Genomic DNA, 13,255 nt, shown 5'->3' with positions numbered 1-13,255 from the left:
CCGCACGTCGTGACAGGGGAGCAGTTCAGTTCAGGCGTCGCGGCGCTTGAGCAGCACGGCGGCCGTGGTGAACAGCACCACGAACCACACGACGAGGATGAGCCCGCCCTGCCACGGCTCGAGTACCCACACGCCGTCCGGGGTCGGCGCCGCCGCGGCGTCGGTCACCGGGTAGGTGGACAGCAGTCCGCCGGCCGACGACGGCAGCAGCTTCTCCAGGTTCAGCACCCACGTGAGCTGGGTGAGCGCGCTGATGATGCTCAGCACGATCGGCGCGGCCAGCACGAGGCCGAGGGCGACGGCCACGCCACCGGCGGTGTTGCGGATGATCGCGCCGAGCGAGAACGCGATGAGCCCGACGAGCACGAGGTAGCCGACACCGCCCAGCAGCGCGAGCCAGTACTGCGAGTCGCCGAGGTCGATCTCGAGACCCTTGCCTGAGAGGAGGGCGACCGAGATCGGCACCGACACCGCGAACGAGATCGCCGAGACGACGAACGTGGCGATCGCGAAGACCAGCGCCTTCGCGACGAGCGCGGGCAGCCGCTTGGGGACTGCGGTGAGGGTCGAGCGGATCATCCCGGTGCCGTACTCGCCCGAGATGATGAGCACCCCGAGCACGCTCACCACGAGCGCACCGAAGGTGGTGCTGATCGTGACCGCCTGAACGGCGAGCGACTGGGCGGCCGCCCCGGTCGGGGCAGGCTCCACGCTCAAGGTCGACGACAGCAACGCGCTGAAACCGACGACGAGCACGAAGAGGATGGCGTAGCACCACCACGTCGAGCGGATGGTGCGGAGCTTGATCCATTCGGAGCGCACGGCGCCGCTGAAACTGACGTCGTGCCCGGTGGGCGTGAAGACGCGGGTGGGGGTCGAGGTGCTCATCGGGTCGCCTCCGCGGGGGTCTCGGTGCTGTGGTATTCGACTTCGTCGCGCGTGAGGGCCATGTAGGCGTCTTCGAGCGAGCCGGTCACCGGCGTCAGCTCGTAGAGCACGACGGCGGCGCCCGCGGCGAGCTCTCCGATACGGGGGGAGTCGAGTCCGGTCACGGACAGCACGTCGGGATCGGTGGCGGTGACGGTGGCGCCCTGGGCCTGCAGCAGCGGCTGCAGGGTGGCGACCTGCGGGGTGCGCACCTTGACCGAGCCGCCCGCGGCGTTCGCGAGGATCTCGGTGACGGGGGCATCGGCCACGACGCGGCCGCGTCCCAGCACGATGATGTGGTCGGCGGTCTGGGCCATCTCGCTCATGAGGTGGGACGACAGGAAGACGGTGCGTCCCTCCGACGCGAGGTGGCGCACGAACTGGCGCACCCAGACGACCCCCTCAGGGTCCAGCCCGTTCACGGGCTCGTCGAGGATGAGCGTGGCCGGGTCGCCGAGCAGTGCCGCGGCGAGTCCGAGTCGCTGGCCCATCCCGAGCGAGAAGCCGCCGACGCGCTTGCGGGCGACCGAGTCGAGGCCGGTGAGGCCGATGACCTCGTCGACGCGCGCCTTCGGGATGCGGTGCGTCGCGCCGATCGCGAGCAGGTGGTTGCGAGCGCTGCGGCCGGTGTGCACGGCCTTCGCGTCCAGCAGCGCGCCGACCTGGTGAAGGGGCGCACGGTGTTCGGCGTAAGGCTTGCCGTTGACGAGGACCGAGCCCTGCGAGGGGCGGTCGAGGCCGACGATCATGCGCATGGTGGTCGATTTGCCGGCGCCGTTGGGTCCGAGGAATCCGGTGACGAGTCCGGGGCGGACGGTGAAGTCGATGTTGTCGACGGCGGTCTTGTCGCCGAATCGCTTGGTCAGTGAATGGGCTTCGATCACGAGGAGTACTCCATGTGCCCACCGTAACGAGCGCGCTCAGGTACGCAGCATCCGGTTATCCCGATTTTCCTCGGAACGTAGCGTGCGCTCGGCCCCGGGAGAGGCCACACTAGACGCATGGTCGGACTCGCTGTACTGCTGCTCATTGTCGGAATCGTGCTTCTGCTGCTCGGTGTCTTCGTCGAGGCGGTGAAGTTCCTGCTGTGGATCGGCATCGTGCTCATCGTGCTCGCGGTGATCGCCTGGCTGATGCGCTTCATCCGCCGCCAGACCTGATCGGCGAGACGAAGCCCCGGGGCTGAGGCTCCGGGGCTTCGTCGTGCCCGCGGCGCAGCGGTCGCGCGGGTCAGCGCCCCCGCCGCCTCAGCCGCGCGGGTCAGCGCCCCCCGCCGCCTCCGCCGCCCATGCCGCCGCCCGAGAATCCGCCGCCCATCGACCCGCCCGAGAAGCTGCTGCCCCCGCTCGAGGCCCACGCCGCCGAGGAGGCTGCCGCCGTGGGGTTCGTGGCACTGCGGGTGCTGATCAGCGCTGCGGCGAAGGCGGTGCTGGTGAAGCCGTTCGCGCCGGTGTACCAGTCGATCTCGCGGCGCGTCTCGTGCACGCGTGTTTCGAGCACTTCGGCCCACTCGCGCTCGATGCCCCAGATGACGGCGTAGGGGAGGAGTTTCTCGTAGAGCTCGACCACGCCGTCGGGCGTGCGCTCCGCGCCGTCCGGGCTCTGCAGCATCTGGATACGGTCTGCTTCGGCGAGTTCCAGATATTCGCGGAGGCCGATGAGGTGGTCGCGGACGGGCGCGCCGGCGTCGGTGACGCGGTCTCGCTGGCGCCAGCTGAACACGGAGGCGGCGCCCGCGATGACGACGACGGGGATCGCGACGATGCTCAGCAGGCTCGCGGTGTGGCTGAACCCGGCGAAGACGAGGCTCGCGACCGCGACGAAGAACGCCACGATGACCACGAGCAGGGTGATGACCGACACCTTCTGCGAGCGTTTGCGCGTCAAGCCGGCGGCACGGAGGTCGGAGGCAGCCCCCGCCGAGTAGGCGGCGAGGCGGCTGGCGACCTGTTGCGTGTCGCCCCCGAGCCAGACGCGGCCCCCCGGTTCGGCGGCGAACTCGAAGATCGCGTCGAGGGCTTTCTGGCGTTGCGGATCATCGCTCGCGGCGACGTACTCCAGCGTGACGGTGTCGTCGCCCCGGGTGACGATGCGGAGGTTTCCCCGCACCGCGAGGTCGACGATCGTCGCGGGCACAGCGGCGGCTCCGCGCCCGACGAGGTGCGCGGCCTGGGCGACGGTCACCTCTTTCGGGGGGTCGTACTCGGCGATGATGAGACCGCGTCCTGCGGCGTCGCCGCTTCGCCGACGAGCGACGAAGCCGGCGACGGCCGCGGCGATACTCGCGAGCATCGCGGCGATCGAACCGACCGTCCACACCGGGGCGGTGGCCGCGGCGAAGGTCTCGAGCGGGCTGCGCACGACCTCGCCGGGCACGAACGTGCCGGCTTCGAAGCCGATCGCGACGCTCACGTTCTCTTCGGCGGCGAGGTCGTAGGCCTCCGGGTAGAACATGCGCGCCTCGCCCGGGCCGCCGCGCTCGTCGACCGTGCAGGTGTCGGTGGAGCCCTCGGCTCCCTGGTAGCACGAGACGTCGCCGGTCAGCGCGTCGGTGAGTGAGGGGTCGACGACGATCGTCGCGCTCACCTCGCCGAAGGGCTGCTGCCAGCCGGTGCCGTTGATGTCGCGGTAGAACTCGTCGGCGCCCGTGTCGGCGTAGGCGCGGATGGAGTCGCGCTGCGTGTACGAGATGACGTACGTCTGCACGCCCCGAACGTAGGAGTCGTCGCCGGTGGCCACCTGGATGAACCCGCCGCCCTCGTCGACTTCGTACGGGAGGTCGGAACCGTCGCCGCGAGTGACCGAGAGGATCTCGGTGTGCAGGGGCACACCGTCGGCATCGTCGGGGATCGCGCGCACAATGCCGCGGTTCTGGTCCTCGTCGGGGAAGCGCGCGACGATCGTCTCGGTGATGGCCACCTCGGCGTGGCCGTCGGCCGCGCGGGTGAGGCTCATGTCGGCGTGGAACGAGTCGAAGGTGAAGTCGTCGGTGTCGGCGGATGCTGCGACCCCGCCCACCGCGAACGGTGCGGCGACGACGGTCGCGAAGATCAGCGTGAGCAGAAGCCGGAGGGAGCGAGTGCGAGCGGCCATGCCCCCGACCCTACCCAGCAGGGCTGGACGCTCAGGGGCGGAGGGCGTTGGCGGCGCGTTCGAGGCCCTGGGCCACGACGCGGTAGTACGCCCAGCGGCCCCGCTGCTCGCGGGTGGCGAGGCCGGCATCGACGAGCTGCTTCATGTGGTGCGAGACGGTGGGCTGCGACAGGCCGACGGGGGCCGTCAGGTCGCAGATGCAGGCTTCGTTGTTCGGTGATGCGGCGATCAACGACAGCAGTCGCACCCGTGTCGGATCGCCCAGCGCCTTGAACACGCGTGCGATGCGCTCCGCCTCACCCTCGTCGAGGACGCCGGCGGTGACCGGCGCGCAACAGTTCGCGCTATCCGAGGTGAGGAGGGGGAGAGCGACCGTCATGCCTCCATCCTTCCACGTCGCATTGACATTCGTCGATGTATGGGCGAGCCTCGATTCATCGAGATGTCTCGATGCGAGGGAGCCCTGTGATCCAGAACGACCTACCCACCGTCGTGATCGGCGCCGGCCCGCAGGGTCTTGCGGCCGCGGCCCACCTCGTCGAACGCGGCATGCCCGTGATCGTGCTGGAGGCGGGTGACGGACCCGCCGCCGCAGTTGCGGAATGGCACCACGTGCGGCTCTTCTCGGAATGGCCCGAGCTGATCGACGCCGCCTCGGCGCGGTTGCTCGCGCCGACGGGGTGGCGAGAGCCTGCGATCGGCTTCCCCACCGGCGCGCAGTGGATCTCGTCCTATCTCGCGCCGCTCGCCGCGGCCCTGGGTGACCGCGTCCGATTCGGCGCGCGCGTCGTCGGCGTGTCGCGTCGGGGCCGAGACCGGCTGGTCGACGCCGGCCGGGGAGAGCAGCCGTTCACCGTCCACGTCGAGCCGGCCGATGGTCGCGAGTACCGCCTCGAAGCCCGCGCCGTGCTCGACGCGTCCGGAACGTGGTCATCGCCCAACCCCGCGGGCGCCGACGGTCTGCCCGCGCTCGGCGAAAAAGCATCCGCCGATCTTCTGTCCTACCGGATCCCGGATTTTCGCGACCGTGAAGGGTTCGAGGGCAAACACACGGTGGTCGTCGGGTCGGGGCACTCTGCCGTCACTGCCGTTCTGGCGCTCGCGCGGATGGCGCGCCGCGACCCCGACACGACGGTGACCTGGGCGCTGCGAAGGGCCGTCGCCGGTCACGCGTTCGGCGGCGGCGAGGCGGACGAGCTGCCTGCGCGCGGGGCGCTCGGCGCCCGGGCCAGAGAGTACGTCGACGGCGGGCTGGTGAATCTCGTCACCGGGTTCCGTGTCGCGGAGGTCACCCGCGACGGCGACCGTCCCGTTCTGGTTGCTGAGGATGGGCGCACGCTCACGGCCGATCGCGTCGTCGTGCTGACGGGGTTCCGTCCAGACCTGTCGTTCCTCTCCGAGCTGCGCCTGGAGCTGGACCCGACCCTGCAGGCGCCCGTGCGGATCGCCGCCGAGGTCGACCCGAACATCCACTCCTGCGGTTCGGTCGCCGCGACCGGCGCTGTCGACCTGGCTCAACCCGAGCTCGACTTCTACCTCGTCGGGGCGAAGTCGTACGGGCGCGCGCCGACCTTCCTCGCGCTGACCGGGTACGAGCAGGTGCGCAGCGTCGTGGCCGAACTCGCCGGGGACCGGGAAGCTGCCCGACGCGTCGAGCTCGTGCTTCCCGACACGGGCGTGTGCGGGGGCGCGAGCCTCTTCGACGGGGCGGGTAGCTCGTGCTGCGCCGTGCCCGCGCAGGTTCTGCAGATCGGCCGGGCGCCCGCATCCGTCTGACCCCGTTCTTGACTCCGCGTCTTGTGCCGTTCGCGCAGCCTTCGCCTCGTGCCGTTCCGCTGTCACGAAGTGCGTATGCGACCGGCATTTCGTGACAGGGGAGCAGTGCTCGGGATGCTTCGCCTGTCACGAAGTGCGAATGCGACCCGCATTTCGTGACAGGCGAGCAGCAGCAGGGCTGACCGGGGAGCGCCGGGCGGGCTGGGATCAGCGCGCGATGATCACGGCCTGGATCTTCTCCGACACGGCCTCGCGAAGCGGGCGGACGGCATCCGCGTCCCAGGCCTCGGGGTTGGGGAACGACCACTCCAGCACCTCGCCGCGCGGGGTCGAGGGCAGCTCCAGCCCCGGCTTCATCAGCACGACCAGGTCGGCGTCGTCGAGGTCCTGCACGGTCACCGCGCGAGGCGTGCGGTCGGTGATGTCCATACCGAGCTCCGCGACCGTCGCGGCGACGGCCGGGTTGACCTCGTCGGCGGGTGAGAGGCCTGCAGAGGTCGCGGTGAAGCGATCGCCCGCGAGGTGCTCGAGCAGGGCTGCGCCCAGCTGAGAGCGGCCGGCGTTGTGCTGGCAGATGAACAGGACGGTGGGGGTGGTGTTCACGGTCGGGTTTCCTTCGAGCCGGGGGTGAGACGGGAAGCGAGCTCCGTGATGCGGCGCTGCAGTTCGATGAACGTCGCGTCGAACGCGGCGTCGGTGCCGATGCGCACGGGATCGGGGATCGACCAGTGCAGGTTGCCGGTCACCCCGAGTTCTTCGTGGGCGTTGTCGCAGACGGTGACGACGAAGTCGCTTGCGGTCACGACCTCATCCAGGGCCCGCGGGCGATCGTCGGTCAGCACCAGATCGCGACGGGATGCTGCCGCCACGGCGCCCGCGGCGATCGCGTCGGCGGGATGCGTACCCCCGGACGCGGCAGGGATGTCGCTCACCGTCGACCAGAGCGCAGCGGCGAGCTGGGACCGCGCGGAGTTGGCCGTGCAGACGAACACCACCCGCGACGCGCGCTCGACGAGCCCGGGGATGAGGCCCTCGAGCGCGGTGGGGGTGAGGTGCACGTAGCTGCGGCGCTTGTCGGCCTCGGAGCGGGACCGAGCGATGATGCCGACTGACTCGAGCACGTTGAGGTGGTGGGTGATGAGGTTCGAGGGAATGTCGAGCGCGGTGCGGATCTCGGTCGGTGACAGGTCGCCGAGGGTGAGCAGGTCGACGATCCGCAGGCGCGACGGGTCGCTCAGAGCGGCGTGTCGTGCAGCTCGCGCCTCGAGGAGCACCGTTCGTTCAGTGTTCATTGTCTCAATCTTGACTGAAAGAGCGTCGCCGGGTCAAGATGAGCGCATGCACCTGGTAGCCATCGGCGGAAGCGACGCCGGAATCTCCACCGCCCTGCGAGCCCGCGAACTCGATCCCTCGGTGGATGTCACCGTCGTCGTCGCCGACGCGTACCCGAACTTCTCGATCTGCGGCATCCCGTACTACTTCTCCCGCGAGGTGCAGCCGTGGCAGTCGCTCGCTCACCGCACCCATGCCGACCTCGAAGCAACCGGCATGCGGCTCCGGCTCGATACCCTCGCCACCAGCATCGATGTGGCGGGACAGCGGCTGACCGTGCGCGATGCGAGCGGTGCCGAATCGACCATCGTGTACGACGAGGTGATGGTCGGTACCGGCGCCTCCCCCTCCACCGCGGGCATCGCCGGCCTCGACAGGCTGGGTCCCGACGACGGGGTGCACCTGCTGCACTCGATGGGCGACACCTTCGCGCTCGAGAACTACCTCGACACCCACCAGCCCGAGACCGCGATCATTGTGGGGGCTGGCTATGTGGGGCTCGAGATGGCGGAAGCCCTCACCGTGCGCGGCCTCACGGTCACGCAGTTGCAGCGCGGCCCCGAAGTGCTCTCAACCCTCGACCCCGAGCTCGGGGCGCTCGTGCACGACGAGCTGACCCGACACGACGTGGAGGTGCTCACCGGCACGCGCGTCGAGGGTGTCGTCCGGGACGGCGGACGGCTGAGCGTGACGGGCTCCCGCGACGGCGAGGCGTTCACCCGCAGCGCCGACCTCGTGCTCGTCGTTGTCGGGGTGCGCCCGAACACCGGCCTGCTGACCTCGGCCGGGGCGAGCACCGGTGCCGGCGGCGCGGTCGTCGTCGACGAGCAGATGCGCACCGGCCTTCCCCACGTGTGGGCGGCGGGCGACGGTGTCGTCACGCACCACCGCTTGCTGGGCGTGACCTACTTGCCGCTCGGCACGACCGCCCATAAGCAGGGGCGGGTCGCCGGCGAGAACGCGATCGGCGGCGACGCGCGTTTCGCCGGCAGCCTCGGTACTCAGGTCGTGAAGGTGTTCGACGTCGTGGCCGCTCGTACCGGGCTGCGCAACCTCGAGGCCGCTGCCGCCGGGTTCGGCGCCCACAGCCACACCGCCGTGGCCGATGATCACAAGCGGTACTACCCGGGCGCGACACCCATCAGCATCCGCATCACCGGTGACACCGAGGGACGCCTTCTCGGTGCGCAACTGGTCGGCTCACGGGGCGCGGAGATATCCAAGCGCGTCGACACCTATGCCACGGCTCTGCATCACGGGATGTCGGTCGCCGCGATGAGCGACCTCGACCTGTCGTACACGCCGCCGCTCGGCTCTCCCTGGGATGCGGTGCAGGTCGCGACCCAGGCCTGGTCGCGCTCGCTCTGACGGACTGGTTCCCCTGTCGCATCCTGCGGCTCGCACCCACCGTTTGCGACAGGGGAGCAGAACTCCGGATGCTTCCCCTGTCACGAATGGCGCGTGCGACCCGCGTTTTGCGACGGGGGAGCGGAAGAGGGGCCGGCCCGCGGGTGGACGGGGAACGGGCGGGGGCGCGAACGGCGCTACGCCATTGCCAGGGCGGAAGGGCCCGTGTAGGGCTGTAGATAAGATGGAATCGGCGTGTCGGGAAGTCTGGTCGACGACATCTTCATCGACCCGATCAAAGGATCCCGCATGAGCCACGCCCCCTCGCCGCCCGGCCGTTTTCCGCAGTGGTCCGGCCCTGCCGAGACCGGACGCATCACCACGCTCCTGCGCAAAGAAGCGGTCGGCGGCATCCTGCTCGTCGTCGCCGCGGCCATCGCGATCGTGTGGGCCAACTCTCCGGCCGCCGATGCCTACTTCGCGCTCCGCGACTTCCGCATCGGCTACGAGCCCTGGCACCTCGACCTCACACTCGGCACCTGGGCCGCCGACGGACTGCTCGCCGTCTTCTTCTTCCTGGTCGGTCTCGAGCTCAAGCGCGAGGTCGTCTCGGGCGACCTGCGCCGGTTCGGCACCGCGATCGTGCCCATCACGGCGGCCTTCGGTGGCGTGCTCGTGCCCGCGCTCATCTACACCGCGATCGTGTGGCAGGAGCCGTCGCTGCGCACCGGGTGGGCGATTCCGACCGCGACCGACATCGCTTTCGCGGTCGCGGTGCTCGCCCTCGTCGGCTCGCACCTGCCCAGCCCGCTGCGCGTCTTCCTGCTGACCCTCGCTGTTGTGGACGACCTCATCGCGATCTTCATCATCGCGGTCTTCTACACGGCCGAAATCGAGTTCGTGCCGCTGCTCATCTCGGTGGGCATCATCGCCGTCTACGGGCTTCTCGCGCAGCGCTACCGAGCGCTGTTCCGCGACAGGGCGTTCGCGGCGTGGCTCATCCTGCTGCCCCTCGGCTTCGCGGCGTGGGCGTTCTTGCACGCCTCCGGGGTGCACGCCACGATCGCCGGGGTGGCCTTGGCGTTCACGATCCCGGTGCGTCCGGGACGCAAAGATCCGCGACCCGCCGGCGCGCCGGGGTTGGCCGAGGAGTTTGAACACCGCTTCCGGCCGCTCTCCGCCGGCATCGCCGTGCCCGTCTTCGCGTTCTTCGCGGCGGGCGTCGCCGTGGGCGGAGTGGACGGCATCGTCCGTGCGGCCTCGGATCCGGTCACGATCGGCATCGTGGTCGGTCTCGTGGTCGGCAAACCCATCGGCATCGTGCTGTCCGTCCGGCTGCTGACGCTGATGACGCGCGTGAAGCTCGACCCGAGCCTGCGATGGATCGACCTCATCGGCGTCGGGCTGCTCGCGGGGATCGGCTTCACCGTCTCGCTGCTCGTCGCCGAGCTCAGCTTCGGCGCCGACAGCCTTCACGGTGACGACGCCAAGATCGCGATCATGATCGCCTCGCTGCTCGCCTCGATCCTCGCGTCGACCGTTCTGATCACGCGGAACCGGCAGTACAAAGCCATCGAACTCGCCGAGCAGATCGACGAAGACAGCGATGGCACGCCCGACATCTACCGGGGCGGGGTGGGGTGGGGCCCCCGCTCCTGATCCCCGGCGCCCGAAAGGGCCCCGGAACCGGGGGCTCAGCCCTGGCGGGCCTTGTTGCGGGGGCTCAGCTTGTTGATGACGAAAGTGCGGCCGCGCCGGCGAACGACCTGGGCGCCGGGCAGCTGCTTGAGCGTGTGGATCGAGTTGCGAACCTTCATGAGGGGCTCCCATTCTTATCGAGAAGCGTTATCAATAGGTGAAACGCTGCGGACGGGTCGTCCATTCCCCCCGACCGACGCTTCCTGACCGTCCGAGGCGGCTGCTACCGTCGCGCCATGACGACCGATGTCGCCCCGGCCGGACTCACCGCCGGCGAAGTGGCCGAGCGGGTGGCAGACGGCCGCACGAACGCCTATACGGCCGACTCCAGCCGCAGCGCCTGGAACATCATCCGTGCCAACGTCTTCACCCTGTTCAACGCGATCGTGGGCGGATGCTTCCTGGTGCTGCTCCTGCTCGGACGCTGGCAGGACGCCCTCTTCGGCCTTGCCGCCTTCGGCAACGCGATCATCGGCTGCGTGCAGGAGTTCCGCGCCAAGGCGGCGCTCGACCGGCTCGCCCTGCTGAACGCTCCGCGCGCGCGGGTGCGCCGCGGCGGGGTCGTGCAGGAGATCGCCCCGGCCGACGTCGTGCTCGACGACACCCTCGTGCTGCGCGCGGGTGACCAGGTTCCCGCCGACGCGATCGTCACCGACGCGCACGGACTGCAGATCGACGAGTCGATGCTCACCGGAGAATCGGATGCTGTCGACAAACGTGCCGGCGACGAAGCCCTCTCCGGATCCGTGGTCGTCGGGGGAGAAGGTGACGCCCGGGTCAACCGCGTCGGCGCGGACTCCTACGCCAACACCTTCGCGACCGAGGCCAAGCGCTTCGCGCTCGTCTCGAGCGAACTGCGCACCTCGATCAACCGGGTGCTGACCTGGGTCGGATGGGGCATCGGCCCGATCGGGCTGCTCGTGCTCAACGCGCAGGTCATGGTCGCCGGCGGCTGGGTGCAATCGTGGGAGCAGGGCACCTGGCCACAGGCCGTGGTCAACACGATCGCCTCGCTCACGGCGATGATCCCGCTCGGCCTGGTGCTGATGACCTCGATCGCGTTCGCGGTCGGCGCCGCGCGACTGGCGGCCAAGCAGGTGCTCGTCAACGAACTGCCCGCGGTCGAAGGACTCGCGCGCGTCGATGTCATCTGCCTCGACAAGACCGGCACCCTCACCGGAGGGGAGATCCGCTTCGACGACTCCCACCCGCTCGACGAGATCGCCGGCTACCGCGACGCGCTCGGATGGTACGGCGCGGCCGAAGACGCGAACGCGACCGCGAAGTGCCTCATCGAGCCCTTCCCGCTGGATCGGCCGCTCACGGTCGCGCAGAAGATCCCCTTCTCCTCCGCCCGCAAGTGGAGCGCCGTTTCGTTCGCCGAGAGCGCCGCGGGTCCTGCCGGCACCTGGATCCTCGGTGCCCCCGAGATGGTGTTCGGCGACGAAGCATCCGATCATCGTCATTCCCTCGGAGCCCTCGTCACGGGGCTCGCCTCGTCGGGGCGGCGCACCCTCGTGCTGGCCCACACCGATGCCGCCCTCACCGACGCCGACGTCGAGGCGGAGCGGCTGCCGGCGCATCCGGTCGCCGTCACGGTGCTGACCTTCCGCGAGAAGGTGCGCCCCGACGCCGCCCAGACGCTGGCGTACTTCCGCGAGCAGGGTGTCGGGGTGCGCATCATCTCGGGCGACAACCCGCGCACGGTGGCGGCCATCGCCCGCGAGGTGGGACTGGATGCTGCGGAAGGCTTCGACGCGCGCTCGCTGCCCGACGGTGACGACGAGCTCGCCGCACTGCTCGAGACGCAGACGGTGTTCGGCCGGGTGACGCCCGATCAGAAGAAGCGCATGGTCGTCGCGCTGCAGCAGAACGGGCACGTCGTCGCGATGACCGGCGACGGGGTGAACGACGCCCTCGCGATCAAGACCGCCGATATCGGCATCGCGATGAACTCGGGTGCAGCGGCCACCAAGGCCGTCGCCCGGCTGGTGCTGCTCGACGGGCGCTTCTCCCACCTGCCGGCGGTCGTGGCCGAGGGGCGTCAGGTGATCGCGAACATCGAGCGCGTCTCGATGCTGTTCCTCACCAAGACGGCCTACGCCACGGCGCTCGCCGTGCTGTTCGGCGTGCTCGTGCTGGAGTTCCCCTTCCTCCCGCGGCAGTTGTCGATCACCGACGGGCTGACGATCGGCATCCCCGCCTTCTTCCTCGCCCTCATGCCCAACGCCGCGCGGTACGTTCCCGGGTTCCTGCGCCGGTCGTTGAGCTTCGCCATTCCGACCGGGCTGATCATCGCGATCGCTCTCACCGTCTACACGCGGGCGGCCATGTCGCTCGGCATCGCCGAACCTCAGCTGCGCACCGGGGCGACGATCATCCTCGCGATCGTGGGCATCTGGGTGCTCACCGTGCTGTCTCGCCCGGTGACCCGGCTGAAGGTGCTCGTGATCGGAGCGATGTTCATCGCCCTGACCGGGGTGTTCACGATCCCGCTCGCGACGGAGTTCTTCCAACTCGTCGACCCGGGAGAAGACGGCGCCTACCTCGTCGCCGGGGTGACGGTGCTGACCGTCGCCGCGATCGAGGCGGTGCGGTTCGTGCACCGTCGCTATGTCGCGCGCACCCTCGTCGGCAAGCCCGTCGTTGCGACTCGCCGGAAGTAACCTCGCCCGGGCGGCGTCCACACCGCGACGACGACATAGGCCGCCGCGAGCATCCCGACGACGGAGAAGGCGTCCCAATCCGTCGTGACCACGGTGACCACGTGCAGCGCGAACAGGGCAGCGAGGTAGCCGGTCAGCAGTCCGCGCGCGAGCGCACTGCCGCGTGAGAGCGAAGAGCCGCCGGCCACGGTGAGCAGTCCGAGCAGGATCAGCGCCGCGCCGATCAACGAGACGGCCACTACCTGGTCGACGGGCACGCGGTAGCGGCTGAGCAGGATGAGGATTCCCAGGGCGGTGTTGAGCAGGCCGCCGATGTACACCGCGATCACCGCGATCGTCACCGTCGCGGGGCGCCGCGGCACGTCAGGGTCGAGGGACATGCGGCGCGCCTTCCGGTCCGGCGATCGTGGTGCGCC

Annotated in this window: 13 protein-coding genes; 5 read left to right on the top strand and 8 right to left on the bottom strand. The window is 69.9% G+C overall.

The annotated features are described in order from the left end of the window. Positions 1–30: 30 nt before the first annotated feature. Together ACFXP5_RS07275 and ACFXP5_RS07270 are read right to left on the bottom strand one after the other, a co-directional pair. Complete coding sequence (locus ACFXP5_RS07275; RefSeq protein ID WP_394544117.1) at positions 31–888, bottom strand: ABC transporter permease; 858 nt, start codon at positions 886–888, stop codon at positions 31–33. Next, positions 885–1,811: an ABC transporter ATP-binding protein gene (locus tag ACFXP5_RS07270; RefSeq protein WP_394544116.1), complete on the bottom strand. Its 927-nt coding sequence runs from the start codon at positions 1,809–1,811 to the stop codon at positions 885–887. Before ACFXP5_RS07270 ends, ACFXP5_RS07275 begins: the two co-directional genes overlap by 4 nt. Positions 1,812–1,928: 117 nt before the next feature. Here ACFXP5_RS07270 and ACFXP5_RS07265 point away from each other — a divergent pair, with 117 nt between their 5' ends. After that, on the top strand, positions 1,929–2,087 hold the full coding sequence (locus ACFXP5_RS07265) for a hypothetical protein (protein WP_394528260.1): 159 nt from the start codon (positions 1,929–1,931) through the stop codon (positions 2,085–2,087). Between the two features lie 100 nt (positions 2,088–2,187). Here the strand turns inward: ACFXP5_RS07265 and ACFXP5_RS07260 are convergent, their stop codons facing one another. Continuing rightward, positions 2,188–4,020 (bottom strand): DUF2207 domain-containing protein, encoded by a 1,833-nt coding sequence (locus tag ACFXP5_RS07260; protein WP_394544115.1) that lies wholly within the window; start codon positions 4,018–4,020, stop codon positions 2,188–2,190. 31 nt (positions 4,021–4,051) lie between these two features. Further along, on the bottom strand, positions 4,052–4,399 hold the full coding sequence (locus ACFXP5_RS07255; RefSeq protein WP_394544114.1) for an ArsR/SmtB family transcription factor: 348 nt from the start codon (positions 4,397–4,399) through the stop codon (positions 4,052–4,054). Positions 4,400–4,470: 71 nt separating this feature from the next. On the opposite strand from ACFXP5_RS07255, the gene ACFXP5_RS07250 reads away from it, so the two are divergent. Next, positions 4,471–5,796, top strand: a complete 1,326-nt coding sequence (locus tag ACFXP5_RS07250) for an FAD-dependent oxidoreductase (protein ID WP_394544113.1) — start codon at positions 4,471–4,473, stop codon at positions 5,794–5,796. A gap of 207 nt (positions 5,797–6,003) precedes the next feature. Here the strand turns inward: ACFXP5_RS07250 and ACFXP5_RS07245 are convergent, their stop codons facing one another. After that, positions 6,004–6,399, bottom strand: coding sequence for an arsenate-mycothiol transferase ArsC (locus ACFXP5_RS07245; protein ID WP_394544112.1), 396 nt, complete (start codon positions 6,397–6,399; stop codon positions 6,004–6,006). Then, positions 6,396–7,088, bottom strand: a complete 693-nt coding sequence (locus ACFXP5_RS07240) for an arsenate reductase/protein-tyrosine-phosphatase family protein (RefSeq protein ID WP_394544111.1) — start codon at positions 7,086–7,088, stop codon at positions 6,396–6,398. The genes ACFXP5_RS07245 and ACFXP5_RS07240 overlap by 4 nt, the downstream gene beginning before the upstream one ends. A 46-nt stretch (positions 7,089–7,134) precedes the next feature. Here ACFXP5_RS07240 and ACFXP5_RS07235 point away from each other — a divergent pair, with 46 nt between their 5' ends. Together ACFXP5_RS07235 and nhaA are read left to right on the top strand one after the other, a co-directional pair. Continuing rightward, positions 7,135–8,496: an FAD-dependent oxidoreductase gene (locus tag ACFXP5_RS07235; protein WP_394544110.1), complete on the top strand. Its 1,362-nt coding sequence runs from the start codon at positions 7,135–7,137 to the stop codon at positions 8,494–8,496. 288 nt (positions 8,497–8,784) lie between these two features. Continuing rightward, positions 8,785–10,134, top strand: coding sequence for a Na+/H+ antiporter NhaA (gene nhaA, locus ACFXP5_RS07230; RefSeq protein WP_394544189.1), 1,350 nt, complete (start codon positions 8,785–8,787; stop codon positions 10,132–10,134). Between the two features lie 35 nt (positions 10,135–10,169). Here the strand turns inward: nhaA and ACFXP5_RS07225 are convergent, their stop codons facing one another. Then, complete coding sequence (locus ACFXP5_RS07225; protein WP_394528255.1) at positions 10,170–10,292, bottom strand: ribosomal protein bL36; 123 nt, start codon at positions 10,290–10,292, stop codon at positions 10,170–10,172. Between the two features lie 117 nt (positions 10,293–10,409). Here ACFXP5_RS07225 and ACFXP5_RS07220 point away from each other — a divergent pair, with 117 nt between their 5' ends. Beyond that, the gene (locus ACFXP5_RS07220) at positions 10,410–12,839 is read left to right on the top strand and encodes an HAD-IC family P-type ATPase (RefSeq protein WP_394544109.1); all 2,430 of its coding nucleotides are present in this window, start codon (positions 10,410–10,412) and stop codon (positions 12,837–12,839) included. Here ACFXP5_RS07220 and ACFXP5_RS07215 read toward each other — a convergent pair. Beyond that, positions 12,785–13,219, bottom strand: coding sequence for a hypothetical protein (locus ACFXP5_RS07215; protein WP_394544108.1), 435 nt, complete (start codon positions 13,217–13,219; stop codon positions 12,785–12,787). The two genes, ACFXP5_RS07220 and ACFXP5_RS07215, sit on opposite strands and share 55 nt — an antisense overlap. Between the last annotated feature and the right edge of the window lie 36 nt (positions 13,220–13,255).

It is taken from the genome of Microbacterium hanjuni (genome assembly GCF_043556395.1).
Taxonomy (GTDB): domain Bacteria; phylum Actinomycetota; class Actinomycetes; order Actinomycetales; family Microbacteriaceae; genus Microbacterium.
Note: the sequence above shows the minus strand (reverse complement) of the source record. Positions and strands in the feature narration are given on the sequence as shown.

Coding starts and splice junctions, on each gene's coding strand:
- ACFXP5_RS07215 (WP_394544108.1), bottom strand. CDS start 13,219: ATGTCCCTCGACCCTGACGTGCCGCGGCGCCCCGCGACGGTGACGATC.
- ACFXP5_RS07220 (WP_394544109.1), top strand. CDS start 10,410: ATGACGACCGATGTCGCCCCGGCCGGACTCACCGCCGGCGAAGTGGCC.
- ACFXP5_RS07235 (WP_394544110.1), top strand. CDS start 7,135: ATGCACCTGGTAGCCATCGGCGGAAGCGACGCCGGAATCTCCACCGCC.
- nhaA (WP_394544189.1), top strand. CDS start 8,785: ATGAGCCACGCCCCCTCGCCGCCCGGCCGTTTTCCGCAGTGGTCCGGC.
- ACFXP5_RS07275 (WP_394544117.1), bottom strand. CDS start 888: ATGAGCACCTCGACCCCCACCCGCGTCTTCACGCCCACCGGGCACGAC.
- ACFXP5_RS07240 (WP_394544111.1), bottom strand. CDS start 7,088: ATGAACACTGAACGAACGGTGCTCCTCGAGGCGCGAGCTGCACGACAC.
- ACFXP5_RS07225 (WP_394528255.1), bottom strand. CDS start 10,292: ATGAAGGTTCGCAACTCGATCCACACGCTCAAGCAGCTGCCCGGCGCC.
- ACFXP5_RS07250 (WP_394544113.1), top strand. CDS start 4,471: ATGCGAGGGAGCCCTGTGATCCAGAACGACCTACCCACCGTCGTGATC.
- ACFXP5_RS07260 (WP_394544115.1), bottom strand. CDS start 4,020: ATGGCCGCTCGCACTCGCTCCCTCCGGCTTCTGCTCACGCTGATCTTC.
- ACFXP5_RS07265 (WP_394528260.1), top strand. CDS start 1,929: ATGGTCGGACTCGCTGTACTGCTGCTCATTGTCGGAATCGTGCTTCTG.
- ACFXP5_RS07255 (WP_394544114.1), bottom strand. CDS start 4,399: ATGACGGTCGCTCTCCCCCTCCTCACCTCGGATAGCGCGAACTGTTGC.